We start from the raw sequence: 20,561 nt of genomic DNA, 5'->3' as shown, positions 1-20,561 counted from the left end.
TTAAGCCGCCTTACTTGACGCCGCTAACGAGCGATCTCAGCCAACAAAAAAAGGCCGGCAATGCCGACCTTAACACAGAAAGAACACGTGTTTCGCACGCAGCCAAAGGAGATTAGCCTCCCCAATTGTAGATCAAGTCCAGACCGTAGCTGCGCGGCTCACCAAACATTACTGAGCGGCCCGCCTGCGGTAAATTGTGAACGTTGTTAACACTGTATTCCTCGTCGAGCACATTTTTGCTCCACACTGTTACATCCAACACTCCGTCAAATACCGGCAACTGATACCAACCCAAGCGCGCATTCAGCACGGCGAAGTCGTCCTGACGGTCCGCCTGGAAGGTTGCAAATTCCTTGCGCCCGCCGCCATTGCGTTCATCAGTAAATGAGTAGGTGGCATTGAAGGCAATATTGCCCTTGTCCAAACTGCTCCACAGCGTCCAATCAAGCATCGCCGTGTAAGCGTGTCGCGGCGCCGAATCAAACACGAAGCCGTCGTCGACATCGCCAGATAGCGGATTGCGGCTGGGCGCAATTTCCGCATCTAAGTAGGCGTAGTTGAGCACCAACATCAGGTTTTCAGACGCCAGCCAAGTGGTATCCATCTCAAAGCCCTTTAAGGTGGACTCGCCGGCATTGGCAACGGTGGTGTCGCTGGTGGTATTGGGCACACTAAAGTTCAACTGCTGATCGACAAAATCCTGCTGAAAAATATCTGCATTCACCTGTAAGCGATTGCTAAGTAAACGCGACTTCAGCCCCAGCTCGTAGGCGGTCACCTTCTCTTCATCAAAGCCGTCGATATAACGCTGAGCGCCCTCCTCGGTAACCTGCTCGCGGGTATTGAAACCACCGCTTTTATAGGCTTCATTGACCTTGAAGTAGAGGTTGATATCGTCGCTCAGCTCATACTCGGCGATGAAGCTAAAGGAGTCGTCTTTAAAGTCTTTATCGCCGCGCACATCATAAAAGACATCAGACAACTGGGTGGCAATGTCGTTGTCGTCGCGGTCGGTGTTATCCAAATCGCCCGGCACCACCACAAAACTGATCTGGCGGCGCAGCGCGGCAGACTTTCGGTTGTCTTCGGAATGGCGCGCACCAAAGGTCAGGCTGAGGCGGTCGTCCAGCACCGGTGGCTGCCAGGTAAACTGCGCAAACATCGCCATTGCGGTGTTTTCAATATCAAAACGCGCCTCGGTGAGCACCTCAATACGGTTGCCGGTGTTGTTGCCATCGGCAGTGCTGCCCAAGGGGGCAGACAGCAGGTGCCCTATCTTGCCCGCGCCCTGGGTAGCCGTTTCTTCAAAGTAATAGAGCCCGGTGATGTAAGACAAACGCCCCGCAAACGCACTGCCGGATAACTGCAATTCGTGAGAGAACTGATCCTGATCGATCAATGGATGAACCGCTCCGTACTGCTCACTGCGGCCAACACAGGGACTACACACTGCCGAATCACCGGGTATTGCCGCCACGGGAAAACTGAACACCGGGCTATTATCCAGGCGGTAGCCATCGCTGCGCGCGCCAGTTGCCAAAATGGTTGGCGTATTGTCGTAGAGCTCGCGCTGGGCATAGATGTATTTCGCCGCCAGTGTTTCGCTAATCTGCCAGTCGACCGACAGTTGATGGCCGGAAATTTCGCTATCGGCCTCTTCCATAGGGATAGCCGAGTGTATTCGGTCGGGGCGATTTCCCGAGGTATTAAAGTTGTAAAACTGCCGCGCCCCCGAGTTAATTAAATTGGTGAAGGCGATGCCCTGATTGACCTCTGGATTGGGAATGGGGTCGGAAGGCCGGATATGGGAATACGCCATATTGGTGTTCGTCACCTCAGCCAGGTCATAGGCGTAATCGATATGGACGCTATCTGAAACATCCCAGGCGAAATCAATGCGGTAACCCATCGTATCGGAATCACCAAAGTCACCACCTGCGCCGGTGTTTTCAATATAGCCGTCTACCTGCTTGGTGAAGTAGGCAAACTTGGCTGCAGCGCCCTGCCAGAGCGGCGTATTCAGCATGGTTTTACTACTGAAGAGATTGCGGTCGCCAAGGGTAAATGCCTGTTTGAACTGCGCCGCATCGACATTGGGGCGGCGAGTAATCAGATTAACGGCGCCGCCGGTGGAATTGCGGCCATAGAGCGTACCCTGCGGTCCGCGCAAAACCTCAATTCGCGTTAGGTCTGCAAGGTCAGTAGCTAGAGCCGCAGAACGGGCAATATAGGCGCCATCGACATACACGCCCACAGGCGGATCCTGGGTGATCTGCGCATCGATCAGGCCAATACCGCGAATATAGATACGCAGAGTGGTGGTATTGATCGGAAACGGCTGGATGGTCATTGCCGGCACGTTGTTGGCAAGATCGCCCACGCCGCCAATGCCTTCGCGCTCCAATGCCTCTTCACCAAAGGCATCCAGCGCGATTGGCGTGTCCTGCAAACTCTCCGCTTTTTTCTGCGCGGTCACCACCACTTCTTCCAAGGCTGGTTGCGCGCCCGCTGAACCTGCCACCCCGAGCGAGGCAATAAGCAGGCCACTGGCCCACCGCCGACAACTGCACTTCATCATCGCATCACTTCCTACGTTTTCATTATTGTTATGCCGTTAAGGCAAGTGTCTTAATCATAGCGCAGACCCTCGCACTACGACACATCATAATGAATCAGATTAGTAGGCATTTGCGGCCACGCGATACAAAAACGCCGCGGGCTTTTCAGCACGCGGCGCCGGTGGCCAATATAGGCGTTACGACTGGGGGCGGTCCCACTTGGGCGGCAGCACCAACTGTTTGATCCCGTCTTTTACCGTATCGGCAGCGAATACGTCCCGCCACATATCGTTAAACTCGTGGAAGTTGAGCGTGATGATATTGTGAGAGTGGATCTGGTCGACAATGCCATATTCAACCGGGTTATCGTCCTGCTCTTCGGTGTACGTGCCGAACATACGGTCAAAAATAATCAGCACACCGCCGTAGTTGCGATCGATATATTCGGGGTTGCGACCGTGGTGAACGCGGTGGGCGCTGGGCGTGTTAAACCAAAACTCCAGCCAGGGGTGCAGCTTGCCAATCGCCTCGGTGTGAATGAAATACTGGTAAAACAGGTTCACCGCGTACAGGGTAAACACAACGCCTGGGTGCACACCTAACAGCACCATCGGCATGAAGAACAACCACCAGCCAGTCACTGAATACAGCAGGCTTTGGCGCATCGCCGTCGTCATATTCATGGTTTCGCTGGAGTGATGAACAACATGCGCACTCCAAAACCAGCGGATGCGATGGCTGGCGCGGTGGAACCAGTAGTAACAAAACTCCATCAGCACGAACAAGGGCACAACCGTCCACGCATTCACCGGAATATCAAATACGCGGAACTGATAGATCCAATTAATCACCGCCCCGGTGATGGCGATGTGCAGCAGCAACTCAAAAACCTGGTAGCTTCCACCCAAACCGAGATTGGTGAGAATCTCCCGCCATTCAAACTGCGACCACATTCGGTGGCCAGGCCCTTTGGCCTTGCGCACATAGAGCTCGACGATAAATGCCACAATAAAGATTGGCGTTGCCGCCATCAACACGACTTGCTTCCAATCTACATGGGCGCCGAAAATTGCCTGAACCTGGCTGATCACATCATTCAACATAGGGACTCCGTTTTTTGTCGCTATTATTCCCGCTGCCGAGGCATTATGATTGACGCCACACGACATGTATTTGACCATTTCGGACATGTTAAGGTGCCGCAATGCCCCAGACTCGACTTCAAAACGCCGTGGTGCCCCACACCTATGTTCAATTGCTCTATGAGCATTTGGCCGAACACCAGATTGATGCGCAGCAGCTACTCGGTGAACCCGCGCCGCAAGGCATGGGCCGCTTTCCGGTATTGCGCTGGCGCGACTACCTGCAGCGCGCGTCAGCTGCTCTCGATGACCCGCTGCTAGGCCTGCACCTGGGACAACGCATTACCCCCCGTCACCTGGGAATTCTCGGCTATGTACTGCTGGCCTGCGGCAGTGTTGCCGGCGCGCTGCAACGCCTGGAGCGCTACCACCAATTGATCTACGACGTGAATCCCATGCAGCGGGTGGACTGCGGTGACTACATTGACTTGTGTTGGAGTGCCGAGAATGGCAGGCCCGGCGCCCTGGTCGACGAGACGGCCATTGCGGCCCTGCTGCAGTTTTGCCGGGACATCACCAATCAGCCAGGCGCCGCGCCGCTAAAGGTCGAGTTTATTAACCCCGCTCCCGAAGATGTGCAGCCATACCAGCAGTGGTTTGCCTGCCCCGTGAGTTTCGGCCACAGCCAAACGCGGGTGAGTATCTCGCTGGACCTGCTCAGTACTCCGCTGCGCACCGCCGACCCTGCTCTGATCGAGGTGCTGGAGGGTCAGGCGCGGAAACTCTTAAATAGCCTTGAAGCACCGCAGGGCCAGGAGCTGGCAAATATCGTCAGGCAGCGTTTGGTCAGCCAACTGCGCCAGGGGCCACCCAGCGCCGAACGCATCGCCGACACCCTGCATGTCTCGGTGCGCCACCTCCACCGAAAACTTGCCGCAGAAGGCTGCAACTTTCGACAGCTTCTTCAACAGACCCGCCAGCAACTGGCCGAAGATTATCTGGCCGATCCACGGCTGCAACTCGGCGAGGTGGCAGCGCTACTGGGATTTTCAGAGCAGAGTGCCTTCAGTCGCGCCTTTAAAAACTGGACGCAGCTCACGCCAGCGCAATACCGCCATAAGCAGCTTGATCGCTAGGGCTTGCTCAGCAGGAAGCGCGGCAGCGACAGACCAAAAAACACGCCTGTTAGGCGCAGTACAAGTATGGTGGCCATGGCCAAAAACAGCGCAACGCTGCCCGCAACGCCTAGCTCCTGTAAAACGAGGAACAGCGCGCCACCGGCGATCGCCGCGGTTGCGTAGATTTCCCGCTGAAATATCAGCGGGATTTCATTGCATAACACGTCGCGAAGAATACCGCCTGCAACCCCTGTCATCAGGCCCATCAACAAGGCGATATCAGCGCTGTGACCCAGTGACTGCGCTTTTTGCAAGCCTGCCAAGGTGAAGAAGGCCAGCCCGATCGCATCGCACACCTCCAGCGTGCGCAGCGGTATCCTCACAAATCTCGCCAGCACAAAAACCACCATCGCCGCGCTAATGCCCACATAGAGATAGGCGGGGTTAGCCACCCATATCACAGGGTGCGCACCGAGGATCACATCGCGCAGCGTGCCGCCGCCCAGGCAGGCGATCAGGGCCACAACCAGTACGCCGAATATATCCAGCTGCTTGTGGCCGGCGGTCAGCGCACCCGACATCGCAAACACCGCGATACCAAAAAAATCGAGAAACACGATTACTGAAGACATTTATCCTCCGCGGCAAGATTGCCCTGCACCGCTACCCTGTGCCCTTACACCACACCCTGCTCAATCATCGCATCAGCGACGCGGCGAAAGCCCGCAATATTTGCCCCCACAACCAAGTTCTCCGGCTCGCCAAATTCCTTCGCTGCCGCACTACAGCGGGCATAAATATCCGCCATCACTCGCTGCAGTCGCTCGTCCACCTGCTCAAAAGTCCAGCGACGCATGCTGGCATTCTGGCTCATCTCAAACTGACTGACGCTCACGCCACCGGCATTGGCAGCTTTACCCGGGCCGTAGAGGATTTCCTCACGCATCAATAACTCCGCCGCCGCGGGCTCGCAAGGCATATTGGCCCCCTCGCAGACGCACAGGCAACCGTTAGCCAATAGCGCCTTGGCATCGGCCGCCGTCAATTCGTTCTGCGTTGCACAGGGAAAGGCGACCTCGCCCTCCATTCGCCATACCGCGTGACCGTCTTCGGGGTAATCATCAATCGGCGTGAATTCGGCTTTGGGAAACTCGTGCAGGTAGGCCTCAAGGGACTCCCGCCGCTCCAATTTGATCTGTTTCAAAATTTCCACATCGATGCCGTGAGCGTCGTACAAAGTGCCCGTGGAATCGGAGCAGCTCACTGGACGGGCGCCAATCTGGCGGAGTTTTTCAATGGTGTGAATCGCCACGTTGCCCGCACCGGAAACTAAACAGGTTTTCCCTTCCAGGCTCTCGTCGTGGGCCTTCATCATCGTTTGCGCGAAATACACACAGCCATAACCAGTGGCCTCGCGCCGCCCCAACGAGCCTCCCCACAGGGGCCCCTTGCCAGTTAGCACACCCTCGTAGCGACCTGTCAGCCGCTTGTACTGACCAAACATATAGCCAATTTCACGCGCACCAACGCCAATATCCCCCGCGGGAACGTCGGTGTGAGGGCCGATATGGCGGTATAACTCCGTCATAAACGACTGGCAAAATCGCATGATCTCGCGATCAGAGCGGCCCTTGGGGTTAAAATTCGCGCCCCCTTTGCCCCCGCCAATTTCCAGGCCCGTCAGGGCATTTTTAAATATCTGCTCAAAGCCGAGGAATTTGATAATCCCTGCATTGACCGACGGGTGAAAGCGCAAGCCGCCTTTGTAGGGCCCCAGCGCCGAGTTGAATTCAATGCGATACCCCTTGTTTACCTGCACGCAGCCAGCGTCGTCGACCCAGGGCACCCGGAACATAATTTGTCTTTCTGGCTCGACCATCCGCTCGATAACGCTGTGTTCAGTGTAGCGACGCTCTTTCTCCAACAACGGCTCCAGCGACTCCAACACCTCCTCGACGGCCTGGTAGAACTCCGACTGTGCTGGACTACTGCTCATCAGTCCGTTGATGGTGTTTTCAATTACTGTCATAGCATCCTCGCCGCTTTCCATTATCACGCCCCATAACAGGGCAAAACGCCTGCAAGCTTACACCTTCGCCCCCGCCGTCGCGACCTGAAAAACGCGATGCTTTAGCGGCGGCACGGCAATGCAAGCCGCTTTCATCCACGCAACCTTGTGCTAGGGTTGTAGTCAAAGCCGTTAGGCCTGCACTGGCGTTGTCACACGATTGAGGGGGCGGTAATGAAAAGTAGGGAATCATGGCTCTCTGAGCTGACTTGTTCAGGAAAACACTTCCGCTATTACGACCTAAAAAAACTCGATTCACCCGGCGTTGAGCGATTGCCCAAGTCGCTTAAAATTTTGCTGGAAAATCAGTTGCGTCACTTCGACGGCGCGCAGGTCGATGAGCATATCGTCGACACCCTGTGCCAATGGGCAGATAAGGCCAGCGGCGGTGCCGATGTCAACTTCTCGCCGGCACGTGTACTGATGCAGGACTTCACTGGGGTGCCTGCCATAGTCGATCTGGCGGCCATGCGCGATGCCGTCGCCCAGCGCGGTGGCGACGTGTCAGTAATCAACCCGCAAATCCCCGTGGATTTGGTTATCGACCACTCGGTGACCGTCGACCAATTTGGCTCCGCCCAGGCCTTTCAGGAAAACGTTAGCAAGGAAATGCAGCGCAACGTCGAGCGCTACCGGTTTTTAAAGTGGGGGCAGTCCGCCTTTGAAAACTTCAATGTTGTGCCACCGGGCACAGGTATTTGCCATCAGGTTAATCTCGAATACTTAGCGCAGGTGGTATTTCAAGGGCAGGATGACGACGGCCCTCTCGCCTATCCCGACACCGTCCTGGGCACCGACAGCCACACCCCGATGGTCAATGGCCTGGGAGTATTGGGCTGGGGAGTGGGCGGTATAGAAGCCGAAGCGGCGCTGCTGGGCCAGCCCTATTCCATGCTGGTTCCCGATGTTGTCGGTTTTGAAATGCGCGGCGCCCTTCGCGAGGGAGTTACCGCCACCGACCTGGTGCTGACCGTGGTGGAGCTACTGCGCAAACAGGGCGTTGTTGGCAAGTTTGTGGAATTTTTCGGCGACGGCCTCGGCGAGCTGAGCGTTGCCGACCGGGCGACCATCGCCAATATGGCACCCGAGTACGGCGCCACTTGTGGTTACTTTCCCGTCGACGACGCCACTCTGGCCTACATGAAGCTCTCCGGCCGCAGCGCCGACACTATTGCGCTGACAGAGGCCTATTGCAAAGCGCAGGGGCTGTGGCGCTCCGCTGGCGACAAGCCGGTATTTACCACCACATTGAGCCTCGACCTGAGCGCTGTTGAACCCAGCCTGGCTGGCCCCAGTCGGCCACAGGACCGCGTCGCACTGCCTCAATTAGGCCAAGCAATGCGCGACTATATTGAATTGCAGGGGCGCGACCTCGATCAGCAGACACCCATCCCGGACATGAACCAACCCCTGCAGCACGGCGATGTTGTGTTGGCGGCGATTACCAGCTGCACCAACACGTCCAACCCTGACGTGATGATCGCCGCCGGGCTGCTGGCACGCAAAGCCCGCGAGCGCGGTCTTCGTGTTAAACCCTGGGTGAAAACCTCCCTGGCCCCCGGCTCCAAAGTTGTCAGCCAGTATCTGGCCGATAGCGGCCTGCAGGACGATTTGGATTCACTGGGCTTTGATATCGTTGGCTACGGCTGCACCACCTGTATCGGCAATTCCGGTCCGCTGCCGGAGCCTGTTGCCAAAGCCATCGACGACGGCGATATGCTGGTGTCGGCGGTGCTCTCCGGCAACCGAAACTTCGAGGGCCGCATTCACCCGCAAATTAAAGCGAGCTGGCTGGCTTCACCGCCGCTGGTCGTCGCCTTCGCACTGGCCGGTACCAGTTTGATCGACCTGCAAAGCGACCCCATCGCGCACGACAGCAAGGAGCAACCGGTGTTTCTGCGAGACCTGTGGCCGACCACCGCAGAAATCCATGAGGTGCGCAAAATCGTCAGCGGTGGCATGTATCGAGAGGCCTACGACGACGTTTTTAAAGGCACCGAGGAATGGCGCCAGCTCGACGCCCCCACCGGGCAGACGTACCACTGGCAAGATGACTCCAGTTATATTCGCCTGCCCGGCTTCTTTAGCGATATTGCCGCCCCCAAGCAACAGCTCGATGCCTTGCGCAACGGCAGAATACTTGGCGTATTTGGCGACAGCATCACCACCGACCATATTTCGCCAGCGGGTAAAATCGCCGACGACAGTCCCGCCGGCCACTACCTACAAAGCCTGGGTATCGAGCCTGCTGACTTTAACTCCTATGGCTCGCGGCGAGGCAACCATGAAGTGATGCTGCGAGGCACCTTCGCCAATACCCGGCTGAACAATCGCATGGTCGAGAAAGAAGGCGGCTTTACACTGGCCCCCAATGGTGAGGATGTCACCACCATTTTCGCAGCGGCAGAAAAGTACCGCGCGAGCAACACGCCACTGGTTATTATCGCCGGCAAACAATACGGCACGGGCTCTAGCCGGGACTGGGCTGCCAAAGGCACATTGCTACTGGGCGTTCGCGCAGTGATTGCGGAGAGCTTTGAGCGCATTCACCGCTCCAACCTGATTGGTATGGGTGTTTTACCACTTGAACTGGACGGTGAAGTTTCCTTGACCATGCTTGATCTCAATGGCTTGGAAGAGGTTGATTTGATTCCCTGCGACGCTGAATTAACGCCCAAGCAAGCCGTGCGAGTTATTCTGTCGCGGGCCGACGGCAGTCGTCATGAGGTGCTTGCCCACAGCCGGATCGACACCCTGCAAGAGGCCGAATACTTCCGCTGCGGCGGCATTTTGCAGTACGTTTTGAGACAGCTACAAAAATAATGCGATTCGCGAACAACAGGTGATTGACCCTTGCTTTGCCAGTGGCATACTCAGCATATCCACAAGGAGCACCTTGAATGAAAGTACATTTAGAACTGGAGATCGAACCCGAAGAGCTGCGGCGCTTAGTCGGCCTGCCCGATATGCAGCCTATTTGGGACTCTGTGCAAAAACGCATCACCGAAGGCGATACGGAGATGGTGCAGCAAATCGCCAAAACGGCTTTCACCGAGGGCATGAAAACGCTGGATATGACCACTCGCCTGTTGAAAACAGTGAGCGGCCTGGCAACCAAGCGCGACTCGGAGAGCAAAACCCAAACCAAGACCAAGCCATCCGCCCGTAAAACGCCTGCGAAGCGCCGTGCGTCCAGCGCGAAAACCAGTGAATAGCTCCCACCTTCCCGTACGCTAGCGAGATCATAGAATGGCAAAATCGGCTTCACGAGGCGGCGAAAAGCTCACCGCCTCGGGCAAACGGCTGCATGTAAGAACCGCCCAACGCGGCGATATTCCAGGCATCGTCAATTTGTCCCGTCGGGTGTATCAGGGCACCGGCATCGACCCCTACTCACCGGCAGAACTGCGCGGTCAGCTCAGCCACTTCCCGGAGGGGAAGTTTGTGGTCACCCTCGACGAAGACATCGTCGGCTACTGCGCCACGTTTCGCGTCAGCGGCAAAGTGTGCCTGCAGCCCCACACATGGGAGTCGATAACGGCCAATGGCTACGGCACCCGGCACGACCCCAATGGCGAATGGCTGTATGGCATGGAGGTGTGCGTCGATAAAAGTGTGCGCGGTTATCGCATTGGCCAACGGCTCTACAATGCCCGTAAAAAACTCTGCGAGTCCCTGTCGCTGAAGGGCATTGTTTTTGTCGGTCGCCTGCCAGGGCTGGCCAAGCGTTTGCGCCGTTTCGGCAGTGCCGAGGCCTACCTTGACGCTGTAATGCAAAAACAGGTGCGCGACCCGGTACTGTCATTCCAGATTGGCAACGGTTTTGAGGTCTTGGGCGTGGTTGAAAACTACCTCAGCGCCGACCGCGACTCGCTGGGCTTTGGCGCCCACCTGGTATGGCACAACCCGAAGATCGCCAGAGACACCTATATCACCCAAACCAGCGAATTTGGTGGCAGGCAAGCGGATACCGTGCGCGTTGGCACAGTGCAATACATGCAGCGCAAAGTGCAGTCGTTCGCGGAGTTCATGTCCTTCGTGGAATACTTCGTCGATGTCGTCGCCGACTACAAAGCGGATTTTGTGGTCTTCCCTGAGCTGATTACCCTCCAGCTCCTCTCCATTGAAGACCAAGAGCTCAGCCCAGCGGAATCCATTGAAGCCCTGACCAAATACACGCCGCGCTACTGCGAAGCCATGCAAGACCTCGCCGTGCGCTACAACATCAATATTATCGGCGGCTCCCACCCTACCCGCGTCGCCAATGGACGGGTGGAAAATATCTCCTATGTCTTTCATCGCGATGGCCGCATCGACGAGCAACCGAAAATCCACCCGACCCCCAACGAAGCGTATTGGTGGAATATTGAGGGCGGCAGCAGCCTGAATACTATCGACACCGACTGCGGTCCCATTGGCGTATTGATCTGTTACGACTCGGAATTCCCCGAATTATCACGCCACCTCGTGAACCAGGGCGCTCAGATCCTGTTCGTGCCGTTTTGCACAGACGAACGCCAGAGCTATATGCGCGTGCGCTACTGTTGTCAGGCACGGGCGGTGGAAAACCAAATCTATGTCGTGATGTCGGGCAATGTCGGCAACCTTCCCAACGTGGCGAATATGGACATTCAGTATGCACAGAGCTGCATTCTGACACCCTGCGATTTCTCCTTTGCCCGCGACGGTATTGCCGCTGACACCACGCCCAATGTCGAAACCGTTGCCATTGCAGACCTGCGACCAGAAAGCCTGCACGTCGCCCGCAATAGTGGCACCGTACAGAATCTTCGCGACCGACGTCACGACCTGTACCAGGTAAAGTGGCGCGGCCAGTAGGCGTTTTAAATAAAGGAGAGGCGACGCTATGGCTACCATGCTAGCCCTTGTTGCAGCGATATTTATCTCGTTGTTTTTGCTTGTGCCACTAATTGAAAAATACGCGCCGCGAACAAGCCCTGAGCAGCAACAGCGGATCAGCCGCTGGATACTGCCCCTGGTTGCCGTCGGTATCGTGGTGGCACTGATACAGCATCTGTTAAACGGATAACACCTCCGCTGGCTGCGGTCTGGATGACTGCAGCCGCTGCCAAAATTGCTCGTGGAAGTAAAACGCCACCGTATTCACTGCAGGCTCAACCAAGGCTAACAGCCCACCGATCAATACACTGCCGGTCAGTATATAAGCCACGGCAAAGGCCACGCTGAAATGCATCACGGCAAAGCTCAGAGTTTTTTTCATGGTATTTGCCCTCAATCCTCATTGCTGGCTTTCACCTTAACCGCGCACCAAAAATAGATAAATTCGATTATATCTATAAAATTGATAGGCAAAAATTATTCTGCTGATCACAACTGCGGCACCACACCGTAAACACGCTTTTATCCAATACGGAATCACGCTCTAATGAGCCCTATTTTCAGCAATCTCAGTTGTGCTCTTCGGTGGACAGGACTCCTTATGGCATTTTTTTCAATAACCGGCTGCGCCATGCATCTTATCAACGCCCTGACGCCCGGCTCCGGTGCCACGCATATACCAGCGCTGTCCTATGGCGAGCACCCCCGACACAAGTTTGACCTGTATCGCCCCGAGCAGGGCGATAATCTTCCTGTGGTGGTTTTTATTCACGGCGGTTACTGGTCATCTGGCGAGCGCAGCGAGTATCGCTTTGTGGGCGAGACCCTGGCTCAGCGAGGCTATCTTGCCGTCATCATCAGTTACCGCTTATTCCCCGAAGTGCGTTTTCCCGCGTTTATTGAAGATGCCGCAAGCGCCGTGGCAGCCGTGCGCAAAATTGCCGCGCAGTACGGCGGCGACCCGAAGCAACTCTATGTCGGTGGTCACTCTGCCGGTGCACACAGTGCCCTGATGCTCGCCTTGGATGAACGTTACCTTCGTGCAGAAGGTGGCAGCCCAGCGTGGCTGAGTGGTGTCTTCGGGCTATCTGGCCCCTACGACTTCCTGCCACCGAAGGCAAAGAAGGTGGCGGCGATCTTCGGCCCACCAGAGCGTTACCCAGAGGGCAACACGGTGAACTTTGTCAGCGCCAGTCACCCGCCAGCGCTGCTCATACACGGTCGCGACGACACGACGGTTAGTGTGCGCAATAGTCAGCGGCTGGTTGAATTACTGCAGTCAGCGGGAAGTTCTGCGGAGTTGTTTGTAAGCGACGGTGGCCATGTTGCGCCGCTGCTGGCATTTAGTGGCCTGAAACGGCGGCGCAGCGACATGCTAGATGCTCTCGACAACTGGATATCGGCGCCGCGTCAAATAGACACCAACGAGGACATCCTGGCTGAAGCGCAATAAACGCCCGGTGCCTCTTATCCCAGCGCGGTCAGGGGGTGCTGCTGCCAGGGCGGCACAAAAAGCGCTTCAATTTCCTCGTCTGGCACCTCGGCGACGCTGCGGTAGCACCAGTGAGGGTCCTGGTCGCGGTCTTTGAAGCGCGCGCGCACCCCTTCGGCAAACTCCGGGTCGCGAAGCCGGTTCGCTGCCAGGGTCATTTCCAGACGCAACACATCGGCAAGCCCCAAACCGCGACTGCGCTCAAACTGGCGAACAATTAGTTTATGGGCACTCGCGGCGCCTCGACGAAGGCCCGCCAGCGACTCCGACAGCCAGGCGTCGCGCGGCGCGGCGCCCGCTAAAGCGGACTCAAGGCTTGCCGGGCAGGATTCACGGCAATGCTGGTCTATCCATTGCCGGTGCGTTTTCAGCGGCGCGTGCTGCAAGCAAATACCCTGTTCCACTTCCCAGTCAGTGAGCGCATCGGTCAGCATCTCGTGATTCGCCAAGGAGTCGTCGCACCAGGGCAAGTGCAATAAACTGCGCAACAGGGTCGATTTTTCCGCCGATGCCCAGCAGTAGTCGGCGAGCCCGGCATACAGGGCATCCGCCGCACCCAGCTGCACGCCGGTCAGTGCCATATACAAACCGGTTTCACCGGGCATCTTCCCCAAATACCAGCCCGCGCCCGCGTTCGGCAGTAAACCAATACTCGCCTCGGGCACCGATAAGCGGCTGTGCTCAGTGACAATGCGGTGGCTGGCACCCGCCATCAGGCCCAGGCCGGCCCCCATTACTCTGCCGTCACCCCAGCAAATTACTGGTTTTGGGAAAGTGTGAATCAAAAACGTGGAAATATAGCCGCAACACAGAAAGGCCTCCGCTTCGACGGCGGCGCCCCCCGGATTGGCCAGTGCCGACGCCAACATACGCTGAGCATCAGCACCGCCGCAAAAACCGCCGTCGCCAGCGCCATCGAGCAGTACTGCCACCGCCTCGGGGTCGTCGCGCAGGCCAAGAAGCGCCCGGTGCAAACGCTCGGCCATCTCCGGGGTAATGGCATTGCGCCGCGACGGCGCATTTAGCGTAAGCTGGGCCAAATAGCCACCCGCGGGTAGCGGATGGCGCTCCATGCAAATTGAAAAATCAACATTCATGCTGACAACTCCACCTGCGAGAACGCGAACCCCCAGTATCCCTCCTGACCGCATATCTCTCAAGCATAGCGGGCGCCGCTGAGCCAACGGCCTCGCGCTTTTTTGACAACAGCTCGTGTCTACATTGACCCAATTGTCATTTTTTATTGGTTGGCACGGCCAATTTGTCGCCGCAACGCTTTCGTTATGCTCCGCCACCTAGCTGAATTCCTCACTGGGAATTCCTCCGACAGCGAATATACAACCACGAGGCAGCCATGACTACTTACAAGGCCCCGGTACGCGATATCGATTTTGTGATCAACGATGTGCTCGACTACCAAGCACACTATGCCCAGATCCCCGGCGGCGAAGAAGCCACCCCCGACATGATCGATGCCATCATTGGCGAAGCGGCAAAATTCTCTGAAGAAGTCCTTGCGCCTCTCAACCAAAGCGGCGACGAGCACGGCTGTGTATGGAAAGACGGCGAAGTCACCACTCCTCCCGGTTTCAAAGAAGCCTACGATATGTGGGTAGAGGGCGGCTGGCAGGGCTTGTCTCACCCTGCAGAATACGGCGGCCAGGGCCTGCCGATGTCAATGGGTTTGATCAAATCAGAGCTGGTCGGCACCGCCAACTGGAGCTGGGGCATGTACCCAGGCCTGAGCCTCGGCGCGATGAACACGCTTTACGTACACGGCACTGAAGAGCAGAAAGGCCTTTACCTGCGCAAGCTCTGCGAAGCCACCTGGACCGGCACCATGTGCTTGACCGAACCCCACTGCGGTTCTGACCTCGGTCAAATGAAGAGCAAGGCCGAACCACAAGAAGACGGCAGTTACAAACTGACCGGCACCAAGATCTTTATTTCTGCTGGCGAACACGACCTGGCCGAAAATATTGTCCACATTGTACTCGCCCGCACACCCGGCGCACCGGAAGGCACAAAGGGTATTTCCCTGTTCATCGTGCCCAAGTTCCTGTCTGACAACGACGGCAACATCACTGAGCGCAACGGCGTTGCCTGTGGCAGCATCGAAAAGAAAATGGGTATCCACGGCAACGCGACCTGCGTTATCAATTTCGACGATGCCACCGGTTATATGCTGGGCAAAGAGAACGAAGGCTTGGCGGCCATGTTCACCTTCATGAATACCGCCCGTATCGGCACGGCCATCCAAGGCCTGGCTGCGTCAGAGTTGGCTTACCAGAACGCCTGGCCCTACGCGATGGAGCGCCACTCTATGCGCGCCCTGTCAGGCACTAAAAACCCCGACAAAGCCGGCGATGCAATCATCCACCACGGCGATGTGCGCCGCATGCTGTTAACAGCTCGCGCCTTTGCTGAAGGTGGCCGCGCAATGATTTACGACGCCGCCAAATACTCTGACGTAATGGTTCACGCCAACACTCAGGAAGAGCGCGACGCAGCGGAAAACGAGCTGGGCTTCTTAACTCCTATCCTGAAGGCCTTCCTGACAGAAACCGGTTTGGAATCTGCCAGCAATGCCATGCAGGTTTACGGTGGCCACGGCTTCATCACTGAGCACGGCATGGAGCAGATTTACCGCGACGCACGTATTGCCACCATGTACGAAGGCACAACCGGTATTCAGGCGATGGACCTGATCGGCCGAAAAGTGGTTCTGGATGGCTTTAAACTGTACGCAGGCTTCAGCAAAAAGCTTTACAAATTTGGCTTCAAAAACCTGATCAGCGGCAAGCGCCGTGGCCACAGTGCCAAGCTGATTGGCTACACCCTGGGCCTGAACTGGAAAACCATCAAAATGGTCGCGCGCGCCAGCCGTAACCGCGATGCCGTATCAGCCGCGTCCTATGACTTCCTGATGTACTCAGGCTATCTGTCTATGGCCTACTACTGGGCGATGATGGCAGAAGTCGCCGCGAACAAGCTGGAAGCCGGTGAAGGCGACAGCGAGTTCTACAAAGCCAAGCTGGAAACGGCTGAGTTTTACTTCTCTCGCCTGTTACCTCGCGCGAAAGCTCACGCAGCGTCAATGGACAGCAGCACCGAAAGCGTTATGGGCATGGACCCGGCTCGCTTCGAACTTCGCTAGGTCTTCTGGCATAAAAAAAGCGCTGCAAATATGCAGCGCTTTTTTTTGTCTGGCGAAAACTACCGCAACAGGGCGGCGACAAGGCAGGCTCTCAATAACTGACTTGCGACACCTGAATGCGCCAGTCACCGGCTTCGTCACAAGGGTTCGCCACCTCTTCAACCTCCCCCGGTTCAACATCAAAGGCCTGTACACTCAGCGGCCGTACCGCATCTTCTCGCGTGTAACTGAAAACCCCTGACACTCTACTCTCACACTGGTTTTGTACGAGGAAGCGAGTGGACACCTTGTCGCGCATGTAATAGGCGCAACTGGAGGCTTTCGAGGCGGAATTATGGGTTTCAACTGTCCAGTTCAAGCACTGCTCAGGTTCCGCGCCATAACACCACGCCGACACGCTCAAACACCCAATCAATACTTTCGTTGCCATTACTGCCTTCATACGTCACCTATTGCTTTTCGCTGGGCCGTCGCAAACAAGAACTTATGTCGCGGCGTGCAATTCAGTAGCCTTCACACTAGCGAAAACAGGCGGCGACAGCAGCAGGCATTTTCCCCTACCCCACTATCGCTAACGACTATATTTAGCCTCATTATCAATAACTTGCGGAGCTCAATGACCAACAAGCCAATTGTTCAAAATGTGAGCAGAGCCACAAATTCAATCGTCGACTGCCAGCAATAGTCGCCGCAAAAGGCGCTGTTTTAGCCCGCTTACCTGCTTCAGCGCGAGCAACTCTAACAGTTCATCTGAGGCACTATCTATCGGCGTTGACTGCAACAATGTGCGACATCGCTGCAAGGCGCTCATATTCTTTACCTTGAGAAGCCGTTTAGCCGCGCGCAGCTCAACATCACTAAAATCGCAGCCCAGTGGGTACGGCGGACACAGGCCCTGCTCTGCCGCACGGGCAATGATTGTCTGAATGCGCTGCGGCGTATTGCCGCGCTGCGACTCAGGCAATACAAAGTCAGCGGGAAGCTTACCCGCTTGCTGCGCATAGCGGATCAACTCAGGCTGGAATCGACTATCGGCAATGGCAATAAGCGCCTCGGCTACCTCGCGATCTGACTTACCCCGCAAATCGGCAACACCGTACTCGGTAACAATAAGGTCCCGCAGGTGACGCGGAATGGTGCAGGCGCCGTAGTGCGGCACAATATTCGACTCCGGGCCGGAAGCGCCCTGACGATGCGAGCGGATCATCAGCACAGAGCGCCCCGTTTGAAGTTGGTGGGCCATCGCAACGAAATTGTATTGCCCGCCAACACCGGAAATAACCTGGCCACTCTCCAATGTATCGGAGGCGACGGCGCCGTTTAAGCTCACATTCAACCCTGTGTTGATAAAGCGTGCGTCGCGCCGCTGCGCACGGAATAGCCGTGGGTTCAGATCGAGTTGATTGATCTTATCGACACCGCACATCGCAAGCTGTCGACGGCGCTCCTCTGGTAGCGCGCGCAATCGAGCGTAAAAGTCTTCGCTGCCCAGAAAGAAGCCCCCGTGCAATACTTTTCCATTGCGCAGCGCCCTTCCCAGACAGTGTTCGGCGATAAACCGCTGACTCGACGGATTCGCCATATTCGCCGCGCAGGATTCACCACTTGCCGCGATCAGGCGGCCCTCGCGATAGCGGCAGTCATCCCGGAAAAAACCGTGGTACTGCAATACCTCAAAGTCCTTGCCGCGCAGCTCTCGCACACCGACATCTGCCATCGCGGTCAAACAGTCCGCCTGCAAATTGTCGGGCTGGCAACGCCCCTCGTTAATCAGCTGCTGCAACGCCCAGAAGTCGTATACTTCGCGGCGTAAAATGTCGCTGTCGAACAGCGAAAGAAAGCCCTCCACAAACATCTCGGTGGCGCCGTAAAGGCCGTGTTCAAACGGTAAACGCCCACCTACTTGATCGCTGAGCGAGGCGTTAACACCCAACTGCTTTAGCAGTTGCTGATAGCTGTCATTGCGCTGATCCCTGAGCATTAGCGACTGCACAATGGCGTCCCCCATACTGCCAATGCCCAGTTGAAGCGTTCCACCATCTTTAACCAAACTGCTGGCGATCAGCCCAATTGCGTAGTCGGCAGCGGGAACCGGCTGCAAACGCGGCACCGCAAACAAGCCGTGCTGCTGGCTGTCATTGTTCAACAGATAGTCAAAATGCTGTTCACTAACTTCGGCATCGCCAACCATAAAGGGCAGCTCGTCGTGTACCACGCCAATAGCGACAAATGGCTCAGCCTTTGCGCGCAATCGCTCTAGCAAGGCATTGGAGGTATCCGGGTTGCAACTCATACTCAGCCGGCCATCGGCATGCCGGGCGAGCAACTGCATGACCACATTGCAACCGCGCTCACTGATATCACGAGCCGCATGGGTATAGTTGCTACTTACATAGTTTTGTTGCGCTATCGGATTACCAAGGCGGGCACCAGCCTTAAAATAAAACTCGTGCACCTGCACATTCGGCGGTAGCTCGCCGCGACGTTCAGCAGTGGTATACAAGGGCTCGCGATAACGGCGAAACAGGCGTTCAAATACCGGCGTTAATAAACGCCCGCGTACCGGGTCGTCCTCTTGCGGACGCTCCAGGGTAAGCGCCGTCATCACCGTAAGGGAAAGCTCAGGGTGCTTGCAGGCTTGTTGGTAAAACGCATCGACCAAGGCAACGGGCTTGCCCAAGCCCAGCGGTAGCGCCAGCGTTAATGTATTACCCAAGCGCTGGCGCACCTGCTCAACGCACTCTGCTTCGGAGTGCAACCACTGCGCCTTGCGGGCAGTGGCCTGCTCATGTTGTCCGTCCACTACTGCCTCCTGCTTGTCGTGTGCCTTCCTTTTTAGCACCCCGACGCAGCAGCGGCCAGCGCTACGTCAATGTAGTTTTAGGCGCGGGCGCCACAGTTTATTAAAACGCCCGGCGAGCAGCAGCATCGCCGTGCGGATCCAGCCATAAAGGGCGACTTGATGCATGCGGTACAAACTGATGTACATCATTCGTGCCAACCAGCCCTCTACAAATACCGAGCCGCCACGCAAACTTCCCATCAGGCTCCCTACCGCGGTGTAGTTGGAGAGCGATACCAGGGAACCATGGTCGCGGTAAGTAAAAGGTTTTAGCGCCTCGCCGGCAATTTGTCGCTGCAAGTTCCTGGACAGGTGTTTAGCCATTTGCTGGGCAGACTGCGCGCGCGGTGGCACAAATTTGTTTTCCGACATCTCACAGGCGCAACAGTCCCCAATGGCAAAAATACTGGGTTCTTCGGTCTGCAAGGTGGACGAAACCATCAGCTGGTTGATGCGATTGTGCGCCAAACCGAGCTCTGCCAAAAACGATGGCGCCTTGATGCCGGCCGCCCAAACCCGGATGTCCGCATCAATGCGCTGATCGTCGGCGGTAACAAAGCCTTCGGCATCAGCGCTTTTCACCTTGGTATTCAGGTGAACATTCACCCCCATTTTCTCCAGCTCAGATTTCACCGTCGCCGCCAGTGCCGGCTTAAGCACCGGCAACAAGCTGGGACCCGCCTCAATAACATCCACCCTCAGGCGACTGCGATCCAGTTGCTCATGTCCGTAAAGTTTCAACAAGGCAACGGCGTGATGAATCTCCGCCGCTAACTCAACGCCGGTTGCGCCGCCGCCAACAATGGCGATAGAAAGTGGCTCGGCGCGATGGTTGGCGCGCAAACACAGATCGAGAAAACGGTCGTGAAAGCGGTCCGCCTGCGCGCGGCTGTCCAGGAACAAGCAATGATCGCGCACACCGGGCGTGTTGAAATCGTTCCCGCGACTGCCCACTGCCAACACAAGATAATCGTAGTCCAGTCGTCGCTCAGGCAAGACTTCCTCGCCCGCTGCATTGCAATGAGGCGCCAACACCAACTGCTTGTTCTCCCTGTCCACGCTCTGCATCTTGCCCAAGGCAAAATGGTAGTGGTTGCGCCGGGCATGGGCTCGATAATCCACCGCGTCTAAGTCTGCATCAATTGCGCCCGTGGCCACCTCGTGGAAGCGAGGTTTCCAGATATGGCTGGCAGAATTATCCACCAGCGTGATTTCTGCACGGCCCCGGCGCCCCAGTTTTTTACCCAGGCTACTTGCCAGCGGCAGGCCTCCGGCGCCACCTCCCACAATGACGATTTTGTCGGTCATAGATTTTCTCCAAATAGTAAAAGTAAATAAATTCTGTAAACCGCTGTCGCACGCTGCCGGATACGGTTTCTGCTAT

16 protein-coding genes are annotated in these 20,561 nt (G+C 56.5%); 7 read left to right on the top strand and 9 right to left on the bottom strand.

Annotation, left to right across the window (positions count from 1 at the left end; all coding sequences use genetic code 11):
- Positions 1-112 precede the first annotated feature (112 nt).
- Together ABNS66_RS09185 and ABNS66_RS09180 are read right to left on the bottom strand one after the other, a co-directional pair.
- Complete coding sequence (locus tag ABNS66_RS09185) at positions 113-2,578, bottom strand: TonB-dependent receptor (protein WP_286839280.1); 2,466 nt, start codon at positions 2,576-2,578, stop codon at positions 113-115.
- Positions 2,579-2,755: 177 nt separating this feature from the next.
- Positions 2,756-3,661 carry a sterol desaturase family protein gene (locus ABNS66_RS09180; RefSeq protein WP_286695830.1) on the bottom strand — a complete coding sequence of 302 codons (906 nt, stop codon included), beginning with the start codon at positions 3,659-3,661 and terminating at the stop codon, positions 2,756-2,758.
- A 101-nt stretch (positions 3,662-3,762) separates the two neighbouring features.
- Between ABNS66_RS09180 and ABNS66_RS09175 the strand changes: the two genes are divergently transcribed.
- Complete coding sequence (locus ABNS66_RS09175) at positions 3,763-4,776, top strand: AraC family transcriptional regulator (protein WP_286839282.1); 1,014 nt, start codon at positions 3,763-3,765, stop codon at positions 4,774-4,776.
- On the opposite strand, the gene ABNS66_RS09170 is transcribed toward ABNS66_RS09175, so the two are convergent.
- Positions 4,773-5,390, bottom strand: coding sequence for a trimeric intracellular cation channel family protein (locus ABNS66_RS09170; RefSeq protein WP_286839284.1), 618 nt, complete (start codon positions 5,388-5,390; stop codon positions 4,773-4,775). The genes ABNS66_RS09175 and ABNS66_RS09170 overlap by 4 nt on opposite strands.
- A 44-nt stretch (positions 5,391-5,434) precedes the next feature.
- The gene (gene gdhA, locus ABNS66_RS09165; RefSeq protein ID WP_286839286.1) at positions 5,435-6,787 is read right to left on the bottom strand and encodes an NADP-specific glutamate dehydrogenase; all 1,353 of its coding nucleotides are present in this window, start codon (positions 6,785-6,787) and stop codon (positions 5,435-5,437) included.
- Positions 6,788-7,000: 213 nt separating this feature from the next.
- Here gdhA and acnA point away from each other — a divergent pair, with 213 nt between their 5' ends.
- The 4 genes from acnA (at position 7,001) to ABNS66_RS09145 (ending at position 11,876) form a co-directional block, all read left to right on the top strand.
- Entirely contained in the window at positions 7,001-9,649 is a 2,649-nt protein-coding gene (acnA, locus tag ABNS66_RS09160; protein ID WP_348655304.1) for an aconitate hydratase AcnA, read from the top strand.
- A gap of 77 nt (positions 9,650-9,726) precedes the next feature.
- Positions 9,727-10,041, top strand: a complete 315-nt coding sequence (locus ABNS66_RS09155; RefSeq protein ID WP_286838053.1) for a hypothetical protein — start codon at positions 9,727-9,729, stop codon at positions 10,039-10,041.
- Positions 10,042-10,075: 34 nt separating this feature from the next.
- Entirely contained in the window at positions 10,076-11,665 is a 1,590-nt protein-coding gene (locus tag ABNS66_RS09150; protein ID WP_204995889.1) for a carbon-nitrogen hydrolase family protein, read from the top strand.
- A 28-nt stretch (positions 11,666-11,693) separates the two neighbouring features.
- Positions 11,694-11,876: a hypothetical protein gene (locus ABNS66_RS09145; protein WP_286838055.1), complete on the top strand. Its 183-nt coding sequence runs from the start codon at positions 11,694-11,696 to the stop codon at positions 11,874-11,876.
- On the opposite strand, the gene ABNS66_RS09140 is transcribed toward ABNS66_RS09145, so the two are convergent.
- On the bottom strand, positions 11,865-12,068 hold the full coding sequence (locus ABNS66_RS09140) for a DUF2061 domain-containing protein (protein WP_027873667.1): 204 nt from the start codon (positions 12,066-12,068) through the stop codon (positions 11,865-11,867). The two genes, ABNS66_RS09145 and ABNS66_RS09140, sit on opposite strands and share 12 nt — an antisense overlap.
- A 219-nt stretch (positions 12,069-12,287) precedes the next feature.
- Here ABNS66_RS09140 and ABNS66_RS09135 point away from each other — a divergent pair, with 219 nt between their 5' ends.
- Entirely contained in the window at positions 12,288-13,139 is an 852-nt protein-coding gene (locus tag ABNS66_RS09135) for an alpha/beta hydrolase (protein ID WP_286838057.1), read from the top strand.
- Positions 13,140-13,153: 14 nt separating this feature from the next.
- On the opposite strand, the gene ABNS66_RS09130 is transcribed toward ABNS66_RS09135, so the two are convergent.
- Positions 13,154-14,275, bottom strand: a complete 1,122-nt coding sequence (locus ABNS66_RS09130; protein ID WP_286838059.1) for an enoyl-CoA hydratase/isomerase family protein — start codon at positions 14,273-14,275, stop codon at positions 13,154-13,156.
- 257 nt (positions 14,276-14,532) lie between these two features.
- Here ABNS66_RS09130 and ABNS66_RS09125 point away from each other — a divergent pair, with 257 nt between their 5' ends.
- The gene (locus ABNS66_RS09125; protein WP_027873664.1) at positions 14,533-16,335 is read left to right on the top strand and encodes an acyl-CoA dehydrogenase C-terminal domain-containing protein; all 1,803 of its coding nucleotides are present in this window, start codon (positions 14,533-14,535) and stop codon (positions 16,333-16,335) included.
- A 91-nt stretch (positions 16,336-16,426) separates the two neighbouring features.
- Here the strand turns inward: ABNS66_RS09125 and ABNS66_RS09120 are convergent, their stop codons facing one another.
- The 3 genes from ABNS66_RS09120 to ABNS66_RS09110 form a co-directional block, all read right to left on the bottom strand.
- Complete coding sequence (locus tag ABNS66_RS09120; protein ID WP_154653854.1) at positions 16,427-16,765, bottom strand: hypothetical protein; 339 nt, start codon at positions 16,763-16,765, stop codon at positions 16,427-16,429.
- Positions 16,766-16,996: 231 nt separating this feature from the next.
- Complete coding sequence (locus tag ABNS66_RS09115; RefSeq protein ID WP_286838061.1) at positions 16,997-19,138, bottom strand: acetyl-CoA hydrolase/transferase C-terminal domain-containing protein; 2,142 nt, start codon at positions 19,136-19,138, stop codon at positions 16,997-16,999.
- A 66-nt stretch (positions 19,139-19,204) separates the two neighbouring features.
- Positions 19,205-20,485, bottom strand: coding sequence for an NAD(P)/FAD-dependent oxidoreductase (locus ABNS66_RS09110; protein ID WP_286838063.1), 1,281 nt, complete (start codon positions 20,483-20,485; stop codon positions 19,205-19,207).
- Positions 20,486-20,561: the final 76 nt, after the last annotated feature.

It is taken from the genome of uncultured Spongiibacter sp. (assembly GCF_964011655.1).
Taxonomy (GTDB): domain Bacteria; phylum Pseudomonadota; class Gammaproteobacteria; order Pseudomonadales; family Spongiibacteraceae; genus Spongiibacter; species Spongiibacter marinus.
The sequence above is the reverse complement of the archived record's forward strand: the minus strand, read 5'-3'. Positions and strand labels throughout refer to the sequence as shown.